This is a genomic window from Streptomyces sp. NPDC096105 (genome assembly GCF_044763335.1).
In the GTDB taxonomy this organism is placed as follows: domain Bacteria; phylum Actinomycetota; class Actinomycetes; order Streptomycetales; family Streptomycetaceae; genus Streptomyces.
In genome coordinates this window covers 165689-188107 of sequence record NZ_JBIWGC010000005.1, presented here as the reverse complement: position 1 = coordinate 188107, position 22419 = coordinate 165689, and the positions used below count along the sequence as shown (strand labels likewise).

The window sequence follows — 22419 nt, the reverse complement described above, 5'->3', positions numbered from 1 at the left end:
CGGCGCCCGGCCGTCTACAGCGGGACCCGCAGCGCCCCGTCGATGACTTCGGCCGCCTCGGCGGTGCCCGCGCACCCGCTGCGCGTCAGGTGCTCGCGGACCTCGCGCAGCCGGTCGCGCAGCCGCTGCGACTCCATCCCGCGGGCCTGTTCGGCCATCTGCACGGCCACGGCCACCGCCCGGTCTGCGTTGCCCTGGCGCAGTTCGACGGTGCAGAGCATGGCCAGCCGGTGCACCCGGCCCCGGTCGTGCGCCGGGTTGCCCACGGCCGCCGCCGCGTGCTCCCTCGCCGCCGCCAGCTCACCGAGGCTCAACAGCGCCTCCGCCACTTGTACGTTGACCAGGCCGGGCTGGACATAGCCGGTCTCGTCGGGCTCGTGGCCGTGCCGGATGCGCTCGGCGGACCGCTCGGCCCGCCGGATGCAGGACAGCGCGCTCGTCCCGTCGCCGAGATGGGCGTAGGCCTTGGCCTGCATCGCGTACAGGTCGGAGGCGAGCGCCGGGGTGATGCGGTGGCCGGCGGCGCGCAGCGCGGCCTCGGCGAAGGCGACGGCCTGCCGGAACTCCCGCATGAACAGCGACTGGTTGACGAGCAGGGCGATCACATAGGCGCCGAGACCCCGGTCGCCGCTGGCCTTGGCGAGCCGCAGCGCCTGGTGGAAGTAGCGCTGGGCGAGGCCGTGCGCGTCGGAGTCATAGGCGCAGATGCCCGCGACGGCGACCAGCCCGCCGGTGGCGCGGTGCAGGTGACGGCCCGTGGCGTCGGTGTAGCTGCCGCGCAGCAGCGGGGCGGCCTCGGCGTTGAGGAAGCCGACGATCCGGGCGCGGGTCGCCATGCCGCCCGCCTTGCGGTACATCTGCTCGTAGTGGGCGCGGGCGGCGCGCAGCATCTCCAGGTCGCCGGGGGTGACCCGGTGCGGGCCGCCGCGGGAGACGTCGGCGTCCTCGGGCGGGTTCTCCCACTCCCATACGGGCATCACGGCCGGGGTGCCGGTGACGGCGGGGGCGCCGAGGAGGTGCGGGCGGCCCTGCTGGTCGGAGCGCCACAGGGCGGTGGCCCGCTCGACGAAGCCGGAGAGCGGACCGGTGTGCGGGACGGCCGGCCCGCCGGGGACGCCGAGGCCGATGTCGTCGAGGGTGACGGGGCGGCGCAGCCGGGCGGCGAGCACCTCGCAGATCAGGTCGGGCACCTGCCCCCGGGGGCGCTGCCCTTTCAGCCACCGGGCCACGGAGGTGTGTTCGTAGCGCAGCGTCAGGCCGCGTGCCCGCCCGGCCTGGTTGACGTGCGCGGCCAGCCCCGCGTGGGAGATGCCGGCCTCGTCGAGGATCGCGTCGAGCAGAGTGTTGGGCTGCATGTCGGGCCCCCGGTGGCTCGGTGCGGACAGGGTAGTGGCTGCGCGTTCACACGGGGTGTGAACGGAGTGCCCGCATCCGCAGTGTGCGCGCGCTGTCGCGGAACGTGCCCGGCCGGTTGACTGGATTGCCTCGAAAGAGGCCGGCCGGGCCGCCGGCTCCCCCTCGTACAGCGGCGGCCCGTTCTCTCGCCGTCCGCCCGGCCGCCTGCCCGACACTCCGTGGCGGGGCGGACGGCCCGCCGGCCCCGCGCGGCGCTACCGGTCGGCCGTGGCCGAGCGGGTCACGCCGCGGGGCTGCCGCGTGGGCGGGGAGCAGCGTTCGTTCCTGAGGATCAGCAGGGCCACGTCGTCCTTCGGCGGGCCGACGCTGTGGTCCAGCAGTGCCGTGAGCACCGTCCGCAGGACGGCCTGGGGCGTCCGCGGCCGCTCGCGGGCCGCCTCGGCGAGGACGTCCCGGAGCGGGAAGAAGCGGCCGTCGGCGTCGCGGGCCTCCTCCGCTCCGTCGGTGTGCAGGACGAGGATGTCGCCGGGGAGCAGACGGCCGCAGGCGGCGGTGGGCAGCTCGCCGGGGAGCGGGAACGGGCCGAGCGGCGGAAGGGGGTCGGCACGGGCCAGCGGTTCGGCGCCCGCGCCGGTCAGGCGGTGGGGCCATGGGTGGCCGCAGTTGAGGGCGTGCACCTCGCCGTCCGGGAGGATCTCCAGCAGCAGGACGGTGACGAACTCCTCGGCGGCGGGGGCGCCGTCCTCCATGTCGCGCTCACTGTGCACCCGTTCGCGCAGGTGCCGGTCCATGGCGCGCTCCAGCCGGCGCAGCACCCCGGCGAGGTCCTCCTCGTCGTGGACGGCCTCGCGGAAACTGCCGAGGACGGCGGCGCCGGTGCCCACGGCGCCGATCCCGTGGCCGCGGACGTCGCCGATGACGGCCCGCACGCCGTGCTCGGTGGCCGTCACCTCGTACAGGTCCCCGCCGATGCGGGCGCCGGGGTCCGCGGAGAGGTGGACGGCGGCGACGGCCAGCCCGTCGACGCGTGGGGGCGGGGGCCGCAGCAGGACGCTCTGGGCGGCCTCGGCGACCCGGCGGGCGGACCGGACCTCGCGCAGCATGCGGCGCCGGATGTGCAGGACGATGCCGGTGCCGACCGCGCAGAGGACGGCGCTGCTGACCAGGCGGGCGCCGAGGGCGTCGTCCCGGGCGAGCGGGCAGGTCAGGCGGTGGGCCACCGCGACGGCGCTCCACGCCGTGGGAACCGCGAGGGAGCGCAGCCGTGACAGGAACCGGGGTGGCGCCCCGCGGGGAGCCCCAGGCTTGAAGCGGATCATGCCGATGGCCCCCCAAATAGGCCCGGACAGCGCAGACCGGCCTCGAGAGGCCGGTCCGATTCTGTCGAGTGCGGCCCCCGTTCCGGCCGCTTCACCCGGCTCAGTCACCCGAACGAGTGAGTAACCGGCGGGACGCCGGGGTTCCGCCTGCTGACCAGCCCTGACATGCCCGCGCCGACCCCCGCATATGCCGGAAGCGGAAGCATTCCTCCGGCTCCCTTGGGGCTCCGGCGCCCCGACGATCCCTCCCTGGACAGTCGCCGGCACCATGTACGGCCGCTCGGCGCCGACCACCGCAAGGACGTGCCGGCCGACACCCCGGCCGCGCTCCTCACCCGTGCTGCGCTGCGCCCGTCACGCGGTGCGCCGCCGCCCTCCCGGCCGTGCCGTCCGGGATCTCGACGACCGGCGGCACCGCCCCGCGCCGAGGGCCCGGGGCCCCCGCCCGGGGGGGGGGCCCCCGTGGGCCGCCCAGCCCGGCGGGGGCCCCCGGGCGGGCCCCCCCCCCCCCGGCGCCCCGCCCCGCCCCCCCGGCGCGGGCCCGCCCGCCCCGGGGCGGCCCCGCCGCTCGACTCCGATCCGCTTCGGCTCCGCGAGGCTGCGCACAGGCGCGGTGCGGAGCGGTGGCTGCGGTAGGGCGGGGGCGGGAGCACGGGCTCCCGTCTCATCCGAGGGCTCGGTCGGAGAGGCCGTGGAGGGGCCGGAGGCGACCGGCACGGACCGCAGGGGGCCGGACCGGCGGGGCGGGGCCTTGCGCCAGACCCTGATCCACCACACCCGCCCGCGGCAACGCCACCACACTCCACCGCGCGGGCCCCGCGCCACGTGCCCGTGCGCCCGCGTCCTCGTCACCCGCCGAAGACGGGCCCACGGCGCTCCCCGCCGCGCGAACACACGCCGGGCCGGTCACCAGGCGTGTCGCCTGGTGACCGGCCCGGACGGGGGGAAGCGTGCGGCGTCAGCCGCGGAGTACCGCGCCGGTGCGGTCCGCCGCCAGGGCGACGGCCGCCTCACGGGCCGCCGACGCCTCGTCGACGGTCAGCGTGCGGTCCTCCGCCCGGAACCGCAGCGCGTACGCCAGGGACTTGCGGCCGTCGCCGAACTGCTCGGCGTTCTCGTACACGTCGAACAGACGGATGGACTCCAGCAGTTCGCCGGCGCCCTCGCGCAGTGCCGCCTCCACGTCCGCGGCGGGCACGTAGGCGTCGACGACCAGGGCGACGTCCTGCGTGGCGACCGGGAAGGTGGAGATGGACGGCGCCTGCGGGAGGGTGTCGCCGACCCGCTCCAGAATGTCCAGGTCCAGCTCCATCGCGCAGGCGCGCGCGGGCAGGCCCAGCGTCTTCAGGACGCGCGGGTGCAGCTCACCGGCGTGGCCGACGACGCGCTCGGCGCCGTCGACGGTGACGGTCAGCTCGGCGCAGCGGCCCGGGTGCCACGGACCGTACTGCCCCTTGCGGATGCCCAGTTCGGCGCCGGCCTCGCGGGCGACGGTCCGGGCGGCCTCGATCGCGTCGGCCCAGTCGGCCGGGCGGCCCTTGCCCCACCAGCCGGCCTGCTCGCGGGCCCCGGCCAGGACCACGGCGACGTGCCGGGGCTGGTCGGGCAGCGCGGCGTTCAGCGCGGCGATGTCGTCGGGGCCGGGACGGCGGTCGACGGGGAGGTTCGCGGCTGCCTCGGCCGCGTCCCGCGGCTGGAAGACCAGACCGGTCTCGAACAGCGCGAGGTCGTGCGAGCCCCGGCCGTCGTTGCGGCGCAGCGCGGCGAGCAGGCCCGGCAGCAGCGAGGTCCGCAGCGCGGGCTCCTCGTCGCTGAGCGGGTTGACCAGCTTGACGACGCGGCGGGCCGGGTCGTCGGCCTCCAGGCCGAGCTGGTCGAAGACCTGCTCGCTGACGAACGGGTAGTTCAGCGCCTCCACGTACCCGGCGCCGGCGAGCGCCCGGCCGATGCGGCGGTGCAGCCGCTGGCGGGCGGTCAGGCCCCGGCCGGCGGACGGCCTGGGCAGGGTGGAGGGCAGGTTCTCGTAGCCCTCCAGCCGGATGACCTCCTCGGCGAGGTCGTTCGGGTCGGTGAGGTCGGGCCGCCAGGACGGGACCGTGACGATCAGCTCGTCCGCTCCGTAGACGTCGCAGCCCACCTCCTGGAGGCGGCGTACGACGGTCTCCCGGCCGTAGGTCACACCGGCGACCTTGTCCGGGTGGTCGGCGGCGACGGTGATGGTGTGCGGCGCGCTCGGGGCGATGACCTCGGTCACGCCGGCCTCGGCGGTGCCGCCGGCGAGCAGCACCAGCAGGTCGACGGTGCGCTGCGCGGCGGCCGACGCGGCCTGCGGGTCCACACCGCGCTCGAAGCGGCGGGAGGCCTCGGAGGACAGCTTGTGGCGGCGGGCCGTGCGGGCCACGGACACCTGGTCGAAGTGGGCGGCCTCGATGATCACGTCGGTGGTCGCGGCGCCGCCCTCCGCGGCGGGGTCGTGGTCGGCGATCTCGGTGTCGGCGCCGCCCATGACGCCGGCCAGGCCGATCGGGCCGCGGTCGTCGGTGATGACGAGGTCCTCGGCGTGCAGCTTCCGCTCGACGCCGTCGAGGGTGACGATCTTCTCGCCCTCCTGCGCGCGGCGGACGCCGATGGCGCCCTGGACCTGGCTGCGGTCGTAGGCGTGCAGCGGCTGGCCGAGCTCCATCATCACGTAGTTGGTGACGTCGACGGCGAGCGAGATCGGGCGCATGCCGACCTTCTGCAGGCGGCGCTGGAGCCAGATCGGGGAGCGCGCCTCGGGGCTGAGGCCGGTCACCGTGCGGGCGGTGAAGCGGTCGCAGCCGACCGGGTCGGAGACCTTCACCGGGTGGCCGAAGGCGTTGGGCCCGGGCACGTCGAGCAGTGCCGGGTCGCGCAGCGGCAGACCGTAGGCGATGGCGGTCTCGCGGGCGACGCCGCGGATGGACAGGCAGTCGCCGCGGTTGGCGGTGACGGCGATGTCCAGGACCTCGTCGACCAGTTCGAGCAGCTCGATGGCGTCCTTGCCGACCTCGGTCTCCGGCGGCAGCACGATGATGCCCTTGGTGCCGTCGTCGCCCATGCCCAGCTCGTCGCTGGAGCAGATCATGCCGTGCGAGACCCTGCCGTAGGTCTTGCGGGCGCTGATGGAGAAGCCGCCGGGCAGGGTGGCGCCGGGCAGGACCACGACGACCTTGTCGCCGACGGAGAAGTTGCGGGCGCCGCAGACGATCTCCTGGGGCTCGCCGGTGCCGTTGGCCCGGCCGACGTCGACGGTGCAGAAGCGGATCGGCTTCTTGAAGCCCTCCAGCTCCTCGATGGTCAGCACCTGGCCGACGACCAGCGGGCCCTTGAGGTCGGCGCCGAGGTGTTCGACGGTCTCGACCTCCAGCCCGGCCGAAATGAGCTTGGCCTGCACGTCACGGCCGGTCTCGGTGGCCGGCAGGTCGACGTACTCCCGCAGCCAGGAAAGCGGGATCCGCATCAGATCTCCATCCCGAACGGCCGGGTGAACCGGACGTCACCTTCGACCATGTCTCGCATGTCCTCGACGTTGTGGCGGAACATCAGCATCCGCTCGATGCCGAACCCGAAGGCGAAGCCGCTGTACTTCTCCGGGTCGACGCCGCAGGCGGTGAGCACCCGCGGGTTGACCATGCCGCAGCCGCCGAGCTCGATCCAGCCCTCGCTGGAGCAGGTGCGGCAGGGCCGGTCGGGGTTGCCGACGGACGCGCCCTTGCAGACGTAGCAGAGCATGTCCATCTCGGCGCTGGGCTCGGTGAAGGGGAAGAAGTTCGGCCGCAGCCGGGTCTTCATCTCCGCGCCGAACAGCGACTGGACCATGTGGTCCAGGGTGCCCTTGAGGTCCGCCATGGTCAGGCCCTCGTCGACGGCGAGCAGCTCGACCTGGTGGAAGACGGGGGTGTGCGTGGCGTCCAGCTCGTCGGTGCGGTACACGCGGCCGGGGCAGATCACGTAGACCGGCAGCTCGCGGTCGAGCAGGGAGCGGATCTGCACGGGCGAGGTGTGGGTGCGCAGCACGACGCCGGACTCGGCGGCGGAACCGCTGTCGGACGCGGCCCGGACGAAGAACGTGTCGGCCTCGCCGCGCGCCGGGTGGTCCGGGCCGATGTTGAGGGCGTCGAAGTTGAACCACTCGGCCTCGGCCTCGGGGCCCTCGGCGACCTCGTAGCCCATGGCCACGAAGACGTCCTCGATGCGCTCGGAGAGCGTGGTGAGCGGGTGGCGGGCGCCGGCCGGGACGCGGTCGTGGGGCAGCGTGACGTCCACGGCCTCCTCGACGAGGACGCGCGCGTCGCGCTCGGCCTCCAGCTCGGCCTGGCGGACGGCGAGCGCCTTGTTCACGGCACCGCGCGCCTGGCCGACGCGCTTGCCGGCCTCGGCCTTGGCGTGCGGGGGGAGCGCGCCGATCTCGCGGTTGGCCAGGGCCAGCGGGGAGGTGCCACCGGTGTGGGCGACCTTCGCCTCCTGGAGCGCGTCGAGGGAGTCCGCGGCGGCGAAGGCGGCGAGCGCCTCGTCCCGCATGCGCTCGATCTCTTCCGGTTTCAACGCCTCGACCTCGACAGGGTCGTACGACTTATTGGGTGCCGACATCTCTTCCCGTGTTTCCGTTTGTCCCCCAGCTACCGCTGGGAGGTGCCCCCAGGCTGATGGTCCCCGTCATCGACTCGTGGACGAATGGTCCGTCGCGCGTCTGCTCGGCGTCGCGGCTTTCCGTCCTCGGGACGCAAAGGTGCCAAAGGCCGAGTCTAACGGGGTGGGAGTGCGCGATGGCGCCCGTGGGGGCCGCAGGCGTCTCAGGTGAGATACGCGGGGGCCGCCACGGGCAACGTAAATCGGAACTCGGCGCCGCCGCCGGGGGCGCGTCCGACCGTGATGGTGCCGCCGTGGGCCTCGACGATGCCCTTGACGATGTACAGCCCGAGGCCCGTGCCGCCGCGCTTGCTGCCCCGCCAGAAGCGGGTGAAGACGCGGTTCATGGACTCCTCCGGGATGCCGGGCCCCTCGTCGCTGACGGTGACCGACGTGGCTGCGGGTTCGGCGAGCTCGCGGTCGCGCGGGGACGCCGAGGGTGTGATGTCGATGGTGACGGTTCCCTCGCCGTGGCGCACGGCATTTTCCAGCAGGTTGCTCAGCACCTGGTCGATCTTGTCGGGGTCGGCCCACAGCGCGGGCAGCGGGTGCTGCACCCGCAGCAGGAACCGGTCGGCCGGCTGGCCCGCGGCGACGTACGCCTGGATGTGCCGGCCCACCGCCGCGCCGATGTCGACGGGCTGGCGGCGCACCTCCAGGCGTCCGGAGTCGATGCGGGATATGTCGAGCAGTTCGGCGATGAGCCGGGTGACGCGGTCGGCGTCGGCGTCGACGGTCTCCAGCATCAGCCGCTTCTGGTCGTCGGTGAAGCGTTCCCACTTGGCGAGCAGGGTGGCGGTGAAGCCCTTGACCGAGGTGAGCGGGGAGCGCAGTTCGTGCGCGACGGTCGCGATCAGCTCGGCGTGGCTGCGCTCGGTGCGGCGCCGCGCCTCGGTGTCGCGCAGGGTGACGACGACGCGGCGGACGGGTCCGGTAGGGCGGGTGCGGACGTAGCGGGCGGAGACGAGGACCTCCCGGCCGCCGGGCAGCAGGAGGTTGCGCTCGGGCTGGCCGACCCGGATGGCGAGGCCGCCGTAAGGGTCGGTGAGCTGCCACCAGCGGCGGCCCTCCAGGTCCTCTAACGGCAGTGCCGTCTCCAGGGACCGGCCGAGGGCCTGCTCGGCGGGGACGGCCGTGATGCGTGCGGCGGCGCTGTTGAAGCAGATCACCCGTCCGTGCTCGTCGGCGACGACGAGTCCGTCGGGGAGCTGGTCGGGGTCGATGCCGAGGTCGGCGAGGTCACCGGGCCGGGGGGCGGGCGGGCGCGCCGTCCGTTCTGCTCCCGGTGCGCTGCTCGTGCCGACGCTCATCCCCGTACCCCACCTCTCGGAACGTCCTCGGGGCGCCCCGTTCCCGGGCCCCGGCCGAGAGCTTGGGGAGGTCCCCGAGCTGGTCAGCCTACTAGCTCTCGGTGACGGAGCGGGACCCTCCGGCGGCGCGCTGTGCACGTGCCGACGCGTAGAGACATACGGCGGCGGCGGTGGCGAGGTTCAGGCTCTCGGCCTTTCCGTGGATGGGGACGCGGACGACGGCGTCGGTGAGGGCGCGGGTCTCCTCGGGCAGACCCCACGCCTCGTTGCCGAAGATCCAGGCGGTGGGACCGCCCATGGTGCCCTTGTCGAGCTCCTCGTCGAGGTCGCGGTCGCCGGCCCCGTCGGCGGCGAGCAGCCGTACGCCCGCCTCGCGCAGCCCCGTCACGGCCCGGTCGACCGGCACGTTCACGGCGACGGGGAGGTGGAAGTGGGAGCCGACGGAGGCGCGCACGGCCTTGGGGTTGTACAGGTCGACGGAGGCGTCGGTGAGGACGACGGCGTCGGCTCCCGCGGCGTCGGCGCAGCGCAGCACGGTGCCGGCGTTGCCGGGGTCGCGCACATGGGCGAGAACGGCGACGAGGCGGGGACGGGCGGCGAGGATCTGCTCGAACGGGGTGTCCAGGAAGCGGCAGACGCCGACCAGGCCCTGCGGGGTGACGGTGGTGGAGATGTCGGCGACGACCTGCTCGGAGGCGAGGTGCACCCGGGCCCCGGCGTCCCGGGCGGCGCCCACGATGTCGGCGTGGCGCTCGGCGGCCTCGGGGGTGGCGAACAGCTCGACGAGCGTGGCGGTGTCCCCGGTGCGGTGCGCGGCGGCCTCACGGACGGCCTGCGGTCCCTCGGCGAGGAACAGCCGTTCCTTCCCGCGGAAGTTCCGCTTGGCGAGCCGCCGGGCGGCGCTCACGCGGGCGGACCGGGGAGAGATCAGCTCAGGACCGACGGACACCATTTCAGTCACCTTCAGGAAAGACGGCCAGGGGCGCGGGGAGCTGCGCGACCAGCCACGACGGGCCCGCAGCCGCCGCCCCGGCCGACGGACAACGACACAGCACGGGACCCGCAGGCCGAAGCCTGCGGGTCCCGGAAGATTCACGTCGGCACAGGGCCGACGAACCTCACGCAGCCTTGGGCGCGTTCACGTCCGCCGGCAGCGCCTTCTGCGCGACCTCGACGAGCGCGGCGAAGGCGGTGGCGTCGTTGACCGCCAGCTCGGCCAGGATCTTGCGGTCGACCTCGACGTTGGCGGCCTTCAGACCCTGGATGAAGCGGTTGTACGTGATGCCGTTGGCGCGGGCAGCGGCGTTGATGCGCTGGATCCACAGCTGACGGAAGTCGCCCTTGCGCTTCTTGCGGTCGTTGTAGTTGTAGACCAGCGAGTGGGTGACCTGCTCCTTGGCCTTGCGGTACAGGCGCGAGCGCTGACCGCGGTAGCCGGAGGCCTGCTCGAGGATCGCCCGGCGCTTCTTGTGGGCGTTGACTGCCCGCTTGACGCGTGCCACTTGTTAACTCCTTGTAGCGGGGCCGTGGTGGTGCTCACACGGCCCGGAATCGATTGGGTCCCGGTCTGACGTACGTACGGCGCTCACGCGCCGGGGCGTCACTTGCCGAGAAGCTTCTTGATCTTCGCGGCGTCGCCCGGGGCCATCTCGGCGTTGCCGGTGAGGCGACGCGTCACACGGGACGACTTGTGCTCGAGCAGGTGGCGCTTGCCGGCACGCTCGCGGAGCACCTTGCCGGAGCCGGTGATCTTGAAGCGCTTGCTGGCACCGCTGTGCGACTTGTTCTTCGGCATAGCGCCGTTCTCTCCTCGTCGGTGGCGCTCCTGTGCCCGGTCGTGAAACCGGGCACGGTGGAGCGTCGTACTGGTGGGGTTGCTTCCTGGGGCTCGCGCCCCGGGGAGTCACGCCTCGGCCGGCTCCTCGGCCGCCTGGGCGCTGTCTGCGTCCGCGGCGTTCTGCGACTTGCCGGGATTGGCCTTCGCTTCCGCCTTGCGGGCTTCCTGCGCCTGGCGTGCCTCGGCCATCGCCTCGGTCTTCTTCTTGTGCGGACCGAGAACCATGATCATGTTGCGGCCGTCCTGCTTCGGGTTCGACTCGACGAACCCGAGGTCCTGGACGTCCTCCGCGAGCCGCTGCAGCAGCCGGTAGCCGAGCTCCGGCCGGGACTGCTCGCGACCACGGAACATGATCGTGATCTTGACCTTGTCGCCCTGCTTGAGGAACCGGACGACGTGACCCTTCTTGGTGTCGTAGTCGTGCGGGTCGATCTTCGGCCGGAGCTTCATCTCCTTGATGACCGTGTGCGCCTGGTTCTTGCGCGCCTCACGGGCCTTCATGGCCGACTCGTACTTGAACTTCCCGTAGTCCATGAGCTTGCACACGGGCGGACGGGCGTTCGCCGCGACCTCCACGAGGTCGAGGTCGTACTCCTGCGCAAGCTCCAGGGCCTTGGCAAGCGGGACAATCCCGACCTGCTCGCCGCTGGGACCGACAAGTCGCACCTCGGGAACGCGAATCCGGTCGTTGATGCGGGGCTCGGCGCTGATGGATCCTCCTCGGTAGCACCACGCGACGGTCTGGCGGACAGCCGCGTAACGTCTGTGTTCGTTAGACCTAACCGCGCCGAGACACGAAAAATGCCCCGGACGATCACAGGCGGGGCTCCTCGAACTACCGGAGCACCGCCGCAGAGACCGCGGGGCGCGCTTTCGGGCCGGTCGCCGACTCGGGGACGGGACCTGCCTGACCGGTGACCCGCCGCCCTGAGGGCGGCCAGGTGGGAGTTCGAAAGCCTCCACTTGTGGGCCGGGCTCGCGTGCCGTGAGGCATACGGGTCCGACCGGTCGTCCACCAGATTACCAGGATCGCTTGACAAGGGCTAACCGGAGGGCGCGGCACGCCACCGCCTATCGTGTGGGGCATGAGTGAGACCTCCCCCTCGGAGACCCCCGAGACCCCCGGCAGCCCCGACTTCGACGCCATGGCCCGCGACATCGCGGAGGTCCCGGCGGTCGAGGTGATCGTCACGGTCGCCGTCAACCTGATGAGCGCCGCCGCCGTGAAGCTCGGTCTGACCGAGGAGAGCGACACGTACAAGGACCTGGACGAGGCCCGCAAGCTGGTGCACGCGCTCGCCGGTCTGCTGGACGCCTCGGCGACCGAGATCAGCTCGTTCCACGCGGCGCCGCTGCGGGACGGCCTGAAGTCGCTGCAGCTCGCCTTCCGCGAGGCCTCCGTGGTGCCGGACGAGCCGGGCAAGGGGCCGGGCGAGAAGTACACGGGCGCGGTCTACGGCTGACGGCCGGGCGCCCCGGTGCCGGGACGCCTCGCTCCTTCCTCAGTCACGTACGTACAGGGGCTCGCCGGGAGGCGTCGCCTCGGCCGGCAGGACCGCCAGGTCGAGGCCGCGCACCAGGCGGGCCCTCAGCGTCTCGTCGGCGGCGAGCCGCCGGGCCACCGTGCGGGCGGCCTCGGCGACCGGCGCGGCCGGGTCGAGGACCAGGGCGAGGGTGCCGTCCGCCTGTCCCGGCCCGAGGTGGGCGCGGACGACGGAGGGCTCGGCGGCGACGGCGGTCCGCACGGCCTCGACGACGGCGGGGTCCTCCAGCGGATCGGTGCTGGTGCGGCCCTCGGCGAGGGCGAGCAGCGCGGGCCCGGTCAGTTCGAACGGCACGGGTCCGGCCAGGTCCAGGACCACCGTGTCCGCCTTCTCGTGCGCGGCGGCCTGGAGCACCTGGTGCAGCGGTACGGCGACGGGGCGGGCCGCCGGGTCCCAGCGGGCGAGGGAGTCGGTGGAGGTGAAGGCGGGCAGCGCGGTGCGGCCGCCGGCCCTCAGCGTCGGCACGGCCATGTCGCTGGTCTTCTCGCGGCGCAGTCCGCCCCCCCGTCGCCCGCCACCGCCCTTCCGAGGAGCTTCGCGCCCCTCTTCGTCGTCCTCCTCGACCTCCTCGACCTCCCCGAGCACGGCGACGACGGGGACGAGCAGCCGGGCGCCCTTGAGCGCCTCCAGGACCGGCCGGACGGCGTTGCCGTCCTCCGCCCAGGCGGCGAGCGCGGCGCTCAGCCGGGGGTCGGCGGATCCGTCGTCGTCGCGGAAGGGGGAGTCGGGGATGTTCTTGTTCGCCACGGTCACCGACCTTAGCGGCCGTGGAAGGGGCGCTCGGACGCGGGCGGAGGGAGCGCGTGGTGACGGACGGGCCGAGGGTGTCGGCGGCGGTGCTGGACCTGGCGGACGGGGAGACGCACGCCTCGGACGACGCGGAGTTCGTGACCGCGAGCGTGGTGAAGGTCGACATCCTGACCGCGCTGCTGCTGACCGCGCGGGACGCCGGACGCGGTCTGGCCGCCGCCGAGCGGGCGCACGCGGAGGCGATGATCGTGCGCAGCGACAACGACGCGGCGACGGCGCTGTGGCAGGGCATCGGGCGGGCGGGCGGACTGGACGCGGCGAACGCCCGGCTCGGCCTCGCCCGCACGGTGGCCGACGCGCGCTGGGGACTGACCCGCACGACGGCCGCGGACCGGGTGGCGCTGCTGCGGCAGGTCCTCGCGCCGGACGGGGAGGCGGGCCCGGGGCCGGACGGGCCCGCGCGGGCGTACGTGCGGGAGCTGATGGAGCGGGTCGTGCCGGAGCAGGCCTGGGGCGTGCCGGCGCTGGCCGACCCGGACACGCGGTGGGGCGTGAAGAACGGCTGGCTGCCGCGCGACGCGACCGGCCTGTGGGTGGTGAACAGCACGGGGTGGGTGACCGCCGGCGGGCGCGCGTACGCGGTGGCGGTGCTGTCCGACGGCCACGCGACACTGGCGGAGGGCGTGGCACGGGTGGAGGCGGCGGCGCGGGACGCCGTGGACGTACTGGCGCGGCGCGGTTAGAAGGTCCGGCTCCCGGGGCGGCGGCCGCGCCACAGGACCACCGCGGCCACCAGAAGCACCCCGCCGGCGCCGCCCGCGAGGGGCGCGGCCCAGTCGGCGGTGTCGTCGCCGGGGGCGTCGGCGTCCGGGCCCGGGCCGAAGTACTCGTCGCCGTACGCCGCCGCCTCGAGGCCCTCCGGCTCCAGCCGGCCGGCGGCCTCGATCGCGGCGGCCGGGTCGACGAAGCCGGAGCCGCGCGAGTCGTCGCGTCCGGCGGCGGGCGCGTTGCGGGCGGTGTCCTCCAGGAGCCGCTTGATCTGTGCGGGGGTCAGGTCCGGGTGCGCGGACCTCACCAGGGCGACGGCGCCGGAGACGAACGCGGCGGCGGCGCTGGTGCCCCAGCCCTCGTAGTACTTGTGGTCGGGGTCGGCGATGATCACGTCGACGCCGGGGGCGCTGACCGTCGCGTACCAGCGGCGGGTGGAGAAGGGGGCGCGGGTGCCGTAGCGGTCGACGGCGGTGGCGGCGATGACGCCCGGGTAGGCCGCCGGGTAGGAGATCCGGTCGCCCTTCTCGCCGCCGTTGCCGGCGGAGGCGACGACGACCACGCCCTTGCGCAGGGCGTACTGGATCGCCTCGTCCTCACCCGGCTCCGGGTGAGCGGAGGCGGAGTCGTCGCCGAGGGAGAGGTTGATGACGTCGGCGCCGTGGTCGGCGGCCCAGCGGATGCCTTCGGCGAGGGCGTTGCCGCGGGTGCTGCGGGCCTTGGCGCGGGCCGGGTCGCGGTCCTCGAGGATGACGCGGACGGGGAGGATCTTCGCCTCCGGGGCGACGCCGAGGACGCCGTCGCCGTTGCCCGGGCCGTGGCCGTGACCGGCGATGATGCCGGCCATGGCGGTGCCGTGGCGGGCCCAGGCCTCGTCGCCCTCGCGCGCGCCGAAGCCGACGAGGTCCTTGCCCTCCAGGACGTTGCCGTCGAGGTCGGGGTGATCGGCCTCGACGCCGGTGTCCAGGACGGCGACGGTGACGCCCGCGCCGCGCGTGGTGCGCCAGGCCTCCTCGGTGTGCAGGGCCTCCAGGGACCACTGCCGGTCGCGGATGCCGTCGGCGCGCGCGGTGGTCGTGGGGACCAGCACCAGGGCCGCGGCGAGCAGGCCGCCGAGGGCGGCGGGGCGCTTCCTCATGACGGACGCTCCGTGGGGGCACCGGCCCGCTTGCGCAGGGCGCGTTCGAAGCGGTCGGCGAGGCCGCGGGCCTCGTGGCCGAGGCCCGCCTGCGCGGGGGCGGTGGTGGCGCCGGACCGCATGGCGTCCTCGGCGGGCTGCGGCTCGTCGACGGCACGGCCGTCGGCCCAGCCGGTGACGGCGTAGACCACGACGGGGGCGTCCGTCAGCACGGAGACCGCCCAGGAGGCCCGCTGCTCCGGGCCGAAGCCCTCGGCGGCGGTGTCCTTCGCCGCGTACGGCAGCGGCATCAGGTCGCTGCGGCGGTCCAGGCGTTCACGGTCGAAGCGGCGGGCGAGGGCCTCCATGCCGGCGTCGTCGGCCTCGGTGAACAGCAGGCCGACGGTGGTGACATGGCTCTGCGTGGCGTCGGTGTAGGTGGCGCGCAGCAGGCGCTCGCAGCCGACGGGGGCGAGGACGCGGGCGAGCGGGGCGTCGAAGGCGCCCTTGCAGCCGCTGTCGGGGGCGACGGCGATCCGCGTCCAGACGCGGTCGGCCTCGCCGGGACCCGCGCCCCGGCCCTGGACGGTGAGCGGGAACAGCTGGTCCACGGGGACCTCGTGCCACAGGTCCCCGGCGACCGCGAAGGCGTGCCGGGTGCCCGGGCCCTCGGGTCCGTCGGCGAGCCACGCGCCGGTGACGGCGCCGCCGATCAGCCCGGTGCCGAGGACGAGGCAGACGGCTGCGGCCACGGCCTGCCCGCGGGTGCGGCGGGCGAACGGGCGGGGGTGTCTCTCGGGTTCCCCGAAGGACACGGCGGCGGGACGTCCGCCGCCGGGAACCCCGCCCGGGGGCATGCGCGCACTCCAGGACAGCGCGGGGTCCGGCTCCGCCGGGACGGGGCGCAGCCGGGTGGTCGCCTCGGACGCGCCCTCGGCACGGGGGCGGTGCGCGGGGCGCGGCGGCGCGGAGGGGGCGGGGCGGGCGGAGGGCACGCCCCGCCCGACGGCGGGCAGCGCGTCGGGAAAGCGGGCGGACGCCTGGGGCGGCGGGGGCGCGGTGCGGCCGGGGGCGTCGGCGCCGACGCGGGGGAAACGGGGGCGCTCGGATGCACCGCCGGAGGTGGTGGGGGGGACGGTGCGGTCATCGGCACGGTCGCCGGCCGGGAGGTACGGCGGTTCGGCGTTCCCCGGGCCGGTGGGTCCGCGCTCGCCGGACGCGGCGGGGGGCGTGACCGGGCGGCCGGTGGAACCGTCGCCGTTGGGGCGGAACGTCGGCCCGGTGCCGGCGGTGCCGGTGGCTTCGCGGTCGCCGGACGCGGCGGTGGCGGGACGCGGGGTCCCGGCGCTGCCCGCGCCGTCGGCTTCGCGGTCGCCCCATGCGCCGGGCGACCCGTACGCCCGTTCGTCCCGGCCGGCGCCCGTGTCCCCCGCGCCGGACGGGTCCCGTCCGTCCGGCGCGGGGCGCGGGGCGCCCACGTGGCCGGTGTCGTCAGGGGCGGACCGGTCCGGCTGCTCCGGGGGCGAAGGCGTGTCGTCCAGGGGGGTGCGGGGGCCGAAGGGCCCCGGGTCGCCCGCGGTGCGGGGGGCGTGGGACGGGCGCGGGGGGAGGGAGGCGCGGCGCGCTTCCGTGCTCATGCACCCCCCGTTCCCTCGTGCCCGGGCCGGTCCTCGTCGTCCGCGGCCGGTGTGTCGCTGCCAGGTGGCCCGGCGCGGACGCGTCCCGGGCACAGATACCCGCACGGCCGGCGCGTCATCCGCCCGAACGACCGGGCCGGCCCCGTACCGCCGTGCGTGCGCGTCACTCTACGGCGTGCCGCGGCTCGTACGGGAACCAGTCGGCAGGCCCGCGGCATCTGCCCGGAACGTCCCCCTACCCTGCGGTAATCCGGTCTGGCAGGCTGCCGTCATGACTGCGCGCGCCGCCGACCGGGCCCGTTACGACCGGGCCACCGCCCAGTTCGACGCCCCCGTCGCGATCGTGGACCTGGAGGCCTTCGACGCCAACGCGGACGATCTGGTCCGCCGTGCCGGGGGCAAGCCGATCCGGGTCGCCAGCAAGTCCGTGCGCTGCCGGGCGCTGCTCGAACGGGTCCTGGCCCGTGAGGGTTTCGCGGGCATCATGTCGTTCACGCTCGCCGAGTCGCTGTGGCTGGCCCGCTCCGGTTTCGACGACGTCCTCCTCGCCTATCCGTCCGCCGACCGCGCCGGGTACGCCGAACTCGCCTCCGACGCCGAACTCGCCGCCGCCGTCACCGTCATGATCGACGACCCGGCGCAGCTCGACCTGATCGACGCGGCGCGGGCCGGTGGCGGCGAAGTGGTGCGGGTGTGCCTGGAGTTGGACACCTCACTCAAGCTGCTGGGCGGACGCGTGCGGATCGGCGCCCGCCGTTCCCCGCTGCACTCCCCCGCCCAGGTCGCCGAGGTGGCCCGCGCGGTGGCCCGGCGGCCGGGGTTCGAGGTCGTGGGCGTCATGGCGTACGAGGGGCATGTGGCCGGGGTCGGGGACGCGGTGGCCGGGCGGCCGCTGCGGTCCCGCGCGGTGCGGCTGATGCAGGCCGCCGCGCGGCGTGAACTCGCCGAGCGGCGGGCCGCGGTGGTGCGGGCGGTCCGGGAGGTCGTGCCGGACCTGGAGTTCGTCAACGGCGGCGGCACGGGCAGCGTGCAGCACACGGCGGCCGAGGACGCGGTGACCGAGATCGCGGCCGGGTCGGGGCTGTACGTGCCGCGGTTGTTCGACAACTACACGTCGTTCAGGGGGCGTCCGGCCGCGCTGTTCGCCCTGCCGGTGGTACGGCGGCCCGGGGTCGGCGTGGTGACGGTGCTGGGCGGCGGCTACCCGGCGTCCGGCGCGCCCGGCGCGGACCGGCTGCCGGTGCCGTACCTCCCGGAGGGGCTGCGCCACGACCCGCAGGAAGGGGCCGGCGAGGTGCAGACGCCGCTGCTGGGGCCGGTCGCCGACGACCTGCTGATCGGCGACAAGGTGTGGTTCCGGCACGCCAAGGCGGGCGAGCTGTGCGAGCGGTTCGACGCGCTGCACCTGGTGGAGGACGATGCCGTGACGGCGACCGTGCCGACGTACCGGGGCGAGGGGCGCACGTTCTTGTAAGGCTCAGCCGGTGGGACCGATGCTGCTGCCGACCCCGCCCCCGGAGGACTGGTCGGCGACGGAGCGGATGCCCTCGGCGATGCGGTCCATGTCGGCCAGGGGCGGTCCCTCCGGGCCCGCCTCGAAGACGAACCGGACGAGGACCGGGGACTCGGTGCCGACGCCGGACGGGAAGACGAGGGACTGGACGTAGCCGCCGGGTCCCTCGGCGGTGGTCACCCGCCAGCGCACCAGGTACCCGGCGCGGCCCGCCACCGCGACCGGGCCCGCCTTCACGACCTGGTGGGACGTCATGCCGCCGTAGGGGCGGCGGCCGAGGGCGTCCTCGTCGAAGGCCTCCTCGGCGGCTTCGGGGACGTCCGCCTCGGCGAGGGCGCGCGGCGAGGACTCGTCGGTGGCGGTCACCGTGCGGGAGACGACGAGGCCGCCGCGGCAGAGGGTGCCCTCGCCGGGGCAGCCGTGGGTGCCGTCGGTGGTCATGACGGCGTCCTTCTCCACCACGTGCCGCGGCCGGACCCAGCCGTCGAGGAGCGGGAACGTGACGCCGTTCAGCTCGTCCACGACCACGCCCTCGTCCTGGGGAGCGGGCTCGGAGGCGGACGGCGAGGGTGACGGTTCCGTCGTCGGTCCCGCGGTGGGCGCGGGCGCGGTCGGGCTGGGGCCGGTACGGGCCTGCGGATCCTCCCCGTCGCGGGTGAGCGCCACCGCCCCGGCGACGACGGCGGCGACCAGCGCGGCCCCGGCGACGGTCAGGGCGACGGCCTTGGCCCCGCCGGAGCCGCCGGTACCACCATCTCCACCACCGGGCCCGCCCGGGACGCCGGGACTCCCCGGCCCCGCGTAGAAACCCGGTGCGCCGGGAACGCCGAAGCCGCCCGGACCGGCAGGCCCGCCGCCGATCGCCCCCGGCCCCTGTCCCCGCGGGAGCGGCGGCGCAGCCGCCGGTGTGCGGCGGTGGTCGGTCCAGGCCGTGCCGTCCCACCAGCGCTCCAGGTGGGGGGCGTGCGGGTCTCGGTACCAGCCGGGTGGGGGCGTCGTACTCATCCGGGCACTGTAACGACGGACGCCGTCACCGTGGGGCGGCCGCTACAGCGGTGTGACGTACGCCCCCGAGATGCCGCCGTCGACGAGGAAGTCGGTGGCGTTGACGAAGGAGGAGTCGTCGCTGGCCAGGAAGGCGACGGCGGCGGCGATCTCCTCGGCCTCGGCGAACCGGCCGAGCGGGATGTGCACCAGCCGGCGCGCGGCCCGCTCCGGGTCCTTGGCGAACAGCTCCTGCAGCAGCGGGGTGTTGACCGGCCCGGGGCACAGCGCGTTGACCCGGATGCCCTCCCGCGCGAACTGCACGCCCAGCTCCCGTGACAGGGCGAGGACGCCGCCCTTGGAGGCGGTGTACGAGATCTGCGAGGTGGCCGCGCCCATGCGGGCCACGAAGCTCGCGGTGTTGACGATGGAGCCCTTGCCCTGCTCCCGCATGTAGGGGATGGCGGCCTTGCAGCACAGGTAGACGGAGGTGAGGTTGACCTCCTGGACCCGCTTCCACGCCTCGAGGCCCGTCTCCAGGATGGAGTCGTCGTCGGGCGGCGAGATGCCCGCGTTGTTGAACGCGACGTCGACGCTGCCGTACGTCTCGTACGCCGTGCGGAACAGCGCCTCGACCTGTTCGGGGTCGGTGACGTCGGTGTTGACGTAGATCCCGCCGGTCTCCTCGGCGGCGGCCTTGCCGCGGACCTCGTCGACGTCCGCGCAGACCACGCGGGCCCCCTCGGAGGCGAGCCGGCGCGCGGACGCGAGACCGATGCCGCTGCCGGCTCCGGTGACGACGGCGGTGCGGCCGGCCAGGCGGCGGCAGATGATGTCCTCGCTCATGTGCGGTCAGGCCTCCGTGCTGATGAAGACGTTCTTGGTCTCGGTGAAGGCGGTCAGGGCGTCCGGCCCCAGCTCGCGGCCCACGCCGGACTGTTTGAACCCGCCGAAGGGAGTCCAGTAGCGGACGCCGGCATGGGAGTTGACGGACAGGTTCCCGGCGCGCACGGCGCGGGAGACGCGCAGGGCGCGGCCGACGTCGCGGGTCCACAGCGAGCCGGCGAGGCCGTAGTCGGTGGCATTGGCGAGGCGGACGGCGTCGGCCTCGTCGTCGAAGGGGAGGACGACGGCGACGGGGCCGAAGACCTCCTCGACGGCGACACGCGCGGCGGGGTCGACGCCGGTGAGGACGGTCGGCGGGAACCAGTGGCCGGGGCCCTCGGGGGCCTTGCCGCGGATGCCGTCGTGGCCGTCGGGGACGTAGGAGCGGACGCGGTCGAGCTGGGTGCGGGAGATCAGCGGGCCCATGTCCACGTCCTCGTCGCGGGCCGGGTCGCCGACGCGGACGGCCTCGATCGCGGGGGCGAGCAGCTCCAGGAAGCGGTCGTGGACGGAGCGCTCGACGAGGATGCGGGTGCGGGCGCAGCAGTCCTGTCCGGCGTTGTCGAGGAAGGACATGGGGGCGGCGGCCGCGGCGGCCTCCAGGTCGGCGTCGGCGAAGACGATGTTGGGGCTCTTGCCGCCGAGTTCGAGGGTGACCCGCTTGAGGCGGGCGGCCCCCTTGGCCCACACCCGCTTGCCGACGGCCGTCGAACCGGTGAACACGATCTTGGCGACGCCGGGGTGTTCGACGAGGGCGTTGCCGGCGACCGCTCCGTGGCCGGGGAGCACCTGGAACAGGTCCTCGGGGAGCCCCGCCTCCAGGGCGAGTCCGGCGAGGCGCAGGGCGGTGAGGGGGGTGGTCTCGGCGGGTTTGAGGAGGACCGCGTTGCCGGCGGCGAGGGCGGGCGCGGCGCCCCAGGCCGCGATGGGCATGGGGAAGTTCCAGGGGGCGATGACGCCGACGACGCCGAGGGGCTCGAGGAAGGTGACGTCGACGCCGCCCGGGACCGGGATCTGCCGGCCGGTGAGGCGTTCCACTCCGCCGGCCGCGTAGTCGAGCAGGTCGCGGACGTTGCCCGCCTCCCAGCGGGCGTTGCCGAGGGTGTGGCCGGCCTCGCGGACCTCCAGCCGGGCGAGTTCCTCGACGTGGTCGTCGACGACGGCGGCGAACCGGCGCAGCAGGCGGGCGCGTTCGCCGGGCGCGAGGGCGGCCCAGGCGGTCTGCGCACGAGTGGCGCGGGTGACGGCGGCGTCCACGTCGGCGGGGCTCGCGGCCGGGACGGCGGCGATGAACTCCTCGGTGGCGGGGTTGTGCACCTGGAGCTCGGCGGGCTGGTCGGACACGCGGGGCCTCACATGCGTTCGAAGGAGCGGCGCAGCTCCCAGTCGGTGACCGCGGCGTCGAAGGCGTCGATCTCGACGCGCGCCATGGTGCGGTAGTGGGCGACGACCTCCTCCCCGAAGGCCGCCTCGGCGATCTCGCTGCGCTCCCACAGCTCGGCGGCCTCACGCAGGGTGGTGGGGACGTGCTCGAAACCGGCGGTGTAGGCGTTGCCCGTGCAGGGCTCGGGCAGGTCCAGACGGTGCTCGATGCCGTACAGGCCTGCGGCGACCATGCCGGCCACGGCGAGGTAGGGGTTGACGTCGCCGCCGGGCAGCCGGTTCTCGAAGCGCAGGGAGCGGCCGTGGCCGACCACGCGGAGCGCGCAGGTGCGGTTGTCGTGGCCCCAGGCGACGGCGGTCGGGGCGAAGGAGCCGGGCTGGAACCGCTTGTAGCTGTTGATGTGCGGGGCGTAGAGCAGGGAGAACTCGCGGAGCGCGGCGAGCTGTCCGGCGAGGAAGTGCCGCATCACCTCGGACATGCTGTCCGGGTCCTCCGGGGAGTCCGGCATGGCGCTCCCCCCGCCGAGGCCGGCGAGCGAGAGGTGGATGTGGCAGGAGTTGCCCTCGCGTGCGTCGTACTTGGCCATGAAGGTGATCGAGACGCCCTCCTGGGCGGCGATCTCCTTGGCGCCGGTCTTGTAGACCGCGTGCTGGTCGCAGGTGACCAGGGCCTCGTCGTAGCGGAAGACGATCTCGTGCTGGCCGGGGCTGCACTCGCCCTTGGCGGACTCGACGGTGAGGCCGGCGCCTGCCATCTCGTTGCGGATGCGGCGCAGCAGGGGCTCGACGCGTCCGGTGCCGAGCACGGAGTAGTCGACGTTGTACTGGTTGGCCGGGGTGAGGCCGCGGTAGCCGGCGTCCCAGGCCTGCTCGTAGGTGTCCTTGAAGACGATGAACTCCAGCTCCGTGCCGGCCTGGGCGGTGTAGCCGAGGGCGGCGAGCCGGTCGAGCTGCCGGCGCAGTACCTGCCGGGGCGCGGCGGCCACCGGGGAACCGTCGGCCCAGGCCAGGTCGGCGACGACCATGGCGGTGCCCTCGTTCCAGGGGACGCGGCGCAGGGTGTCCAGGTCGGGGTACATGGCGAAGTCGCCGTAGCCGGTCTCCCAGGAGGACATCGCGTAGCCGTCGACGGTGTTCATGTCGGCGTCGACGGCGAGCAGGTAGGTGCAGCCCTCGGTGCCGTGGTGGAGGACCTCGTCGAGGAAGAAGCGGGCGGCGAACCGCTTGCCCTGGAGACGCCCTTGCATGTCGGGGAAGGCCAGGACGACAGTGTCGATCTCGCCGCCCGCGACGAGGGCGTGCAGTTCCTCGACGGGAAGCGGGGGTGTGCGGTCTGCCACGGGAGGGCCTCCTCGGGCTTCTTCGG

General features: G+C 74.7%; 19 protein-coding genes. 3 read left to right on the top strand and 16 right to left on the bottom strand.

What is annotated here, in order from left to right:
• Window positions 1-14: 14 nt before the first annotated feature.
• The 9 genes from ACIQ8B_RS10880 to infC form a co-directional block, all read right to left on the bottom strand.
• The gene (locus ACIQ8B_RS10880) at window positions 15-1355 is read right to left on the bottom strand and encodes a transcriptional regulator (protein WP_403546485.1); all 1341 of its coding nucleotides are present in this window, start codon (window positions 1353-1355) and stop codon (window positions 15-17) included.
• A gap of 255 nt (window positions 1356-1610) precedes the next feature.
• Window positions 1611-2675 (bottom strand): PP2C family protein-serine/threonine phosphatase, encoded by a 1065-nt coding sequence (locus ACIQ8B_RS10875; RefSeq protein ID WP_403546484.1) that lies wholly within the window; start codon window positions 2673-2675, stop codon window positions 1611-1613.
• A gap of 958 nt (window positions 2676-3633) precedes the next feature.
• A complete protein-coding gene (gene pheT, locus ACIQ8B_RS10870) occupies window positions 3634-6156 on the bottom strand; it encodes a phenylalanine--tRNA ligase subunit beta (RefSeq protein ID WP_403546483.1) in 2523 nt (840 codons plus the stop codon).
• On the bottom strand, window positions 6156-7286 hold the full coding sequence (pheS, locus tag ACIQ8B_RS10865) for a phenylalanine--tRNA ligase subunit alpha (RefSeq protein ID WP_403546482.1): 1131 nt from the start codon (window positions 7284-7286) through the stop codon (window positions 6156-6158). The genes pheT and pheS overlap by 1 nt, the downstream gene beginning before the upstream one ends.
• A gap of 203 nt (window positions 7287-7489) precedes the next feature.
• Entirely contained in the window at window positions 7490-8635 is a 1146-nt protein-coding gene (locus ACIQ8B_RS10860) for an ATP-binding protein (protein ID WP_290004437.1), read from the bottom strand.
• 91 nt (window positions 8636-8726) lie between these two features.
• Window positions 8727-9587, bottom strand: coding sequence for an RNA methyltransferase (locus ACIQ8B_RS10855; protein ID WP_290004438.1), 861 nt, complete (start codon window positions 9585-9587; stop codon window positions 8727-8729).
• 166 nt (window positions 9588-9753) lie between these two features.
• Window positions 9754-10137, bottom strand: a complete 384-nt coding sequence (gene rplT, locus ACIQ8B_RS10850; protein WP_004933571.1) for a 50S ribosomal protein L20 — start codon at window positions 10135-10137, stop codon at window positions 9754-9756.
• Between the two features lie 98 nt (window positions 10138-10235).
• A complete protein-coding gene (gene rpmI / locus ACIQ8B_RS10845) occupies window positions 10236-10430 on the bottom strand; it encodes a 50S ribosomal protein L35 (protein WP_003977225.1) in 195 nt (64 codons plus the stop codon).
• A gap of 108 nt (window positions 10431-10538) precedes the next feature.
• A complete protein-coding gene (gene infC / locus ACIQ8B_RS10840; protein ID WP_106416495.1) occupies window positions 10539-11183 on the bottom strand; it encodes a translation initiation factor IF-3 in 645 nt (214 codons plus the stop codon).
• A gap of 374 nt (window positions 11184-11557) precedes the next feature.
• On the opposite strand from infC, the gene ACIQ8B_RS10835 reads away from it, so the two are divergent.
• The gene (locus tag ACIQ8B_RS10835) at window positions 11558-11935 is read left to right on the top strand and encodes a DUF1844 domain-containing protein (protein ID WP_403546481.1); all 378 of its coding nucleotides are present in this window, start codon (window positions 11558-11560) and stop codon (window positions 11933-11935) included.
• Between the two features lie 39 nt (window positions 11936-11974).
• Here the strand turns inward: ACIQ8B_RS10835 and ACIQ8B_RS10830 are convergent, their stop codons facing one another.
• A complete protein-coding gene (locus tag ACIQ8B_RS10830) occupies window positions 11975-12763 on the bottom strand; it encodes an SseB family protein (RefSeq protein ID WP_403546480.1) in 789 nt (262 codons plus the stop codon).
• A 59-nt stretch (window positions 12764-12822) separates the two neighbouring features.
• On the opposite strand from ACIQ8B_RS10830, the gene ACIQ8B_RS10825 reads away from it, so the two are divergent.
• Window positions 12823-13509, top strand: coding sequence for a serine hydrolase (locus tag ACIQ8B_RS10825; RefSeq protein ID WP_403546479.1), 687 nt, complete (start codon window positions 12823-12825; stop codon window positions 13507-13509).
• Here the strand turns inward: ACIQ8B_RS10825 and mycP are convergent.
• Both mycP and ACIQ8B_RS10815 read right to left on the bottom strand, forming a co-directional pair.
• Window positions 13506-14672 carry a type VII secretion-associated serine protease mycosin gene (gene mycP / locus ACIQ8B_RS10820; RefSeq protein WP_403546478.1) on the bottom strand — a complete coding sequence of 389 codons (1167 nt, stop codon included), beginning with the start codon at window positions 14670-14672 and terminating at the stop codon, window positions 13506-13508. The two genes, ACIQ8B_RS10825 and mycP, sit on opposite strands and share 4 nt — an antisense overlap.
• Window positions 14669-16288 carry a hypothetical protein gene (locus ACIQ8B_RS10815; protein WP_403546477.1) on the bottom strand — a complete coding sequence of 540 codons (1620 nt, stop codon included), beginning with the start codon at window positions 16286-16288 and terminating at the stop codon, window positions 14669-14671. Before ACIQ8B_RS10815 ends, mycP begins: the two co-directional genes overlap by 4 nt.
• Before the next feature lie 271 nt (window positions 16289-16559).
• Between ACIQ8B_RS10815 and ACIQ8B_RS10810 the strand changes: the two genes are divergently transcribed.
• Window positions 16560-17762, top strand: a complete 1203-nt coding sequence (locus ACIQ8B_RS10810) for an amino acid deaminase/aldolase (protein ID WP_403546476.1) — start codon at window positions 16560-16562, stop codon at window positions 17760-17762.
• Window positions 17763-17765: 3 nt separating this feature from the next.
• Here the strand turns inward: ACIQ8B_RS10810 and ACIQ8B_RS10805 are convergent, their stop codons facing one another.
• Genes ACIQ8B_RS10805 through ACIQ8B_RS10790 form a run of 4 tightly spaced genes read right to left on the bottom strand, consistent with a single transcriptional unit; the run spans window position 17766 to window position 22393 of the window.
• Entirely contained in the window at window positions 17766-18806 is a 1041-nt protein-coding gene (locus ACIQ8B_RS10805; RefSeq protein ID WP_403546475.1) for a DUF2510 domain-containing protein, read from the bottom strand.
• A gap of 42 nt (window positions 18807-18848) precedes the next feature.
• Window positions 18849-19631, bottom strand: a complete 783-nt coding sequence (locus tag ACIQ8B_RS10800; RefSeq protein ID WP_290004445.1) for a 3-oxoacyl-ACP reductase — start codon at window positions 19629-19631, stop codon at window positions 18849-18851.
• 6 nt (window positions 19632-19637) lie between these two features.
• Entirely contained in the window at window positions 19638-21014 is a 1377-nt protein-coding gene (locus ACIQ8B_RS10795) for an aldehyde dehydrogenase family protein (protein WP_403546474.1), read from the bottom strand.
• A gap of 8 nt (window positions 21015-21022) precedes the next feature.
• Window positions 21023-22393, bottom strand: coding sequence for a glutamine synthetase family protein (locus tag ACIQ8B_RS10790; RefSeq protein ID WP_403546473.1), 1371 nt, complete (start codon window positions 22391-22393; stop codon window positions 21023-21025).
• Window positions 22394-22419 lie beyond the last annotated feature (26 nt).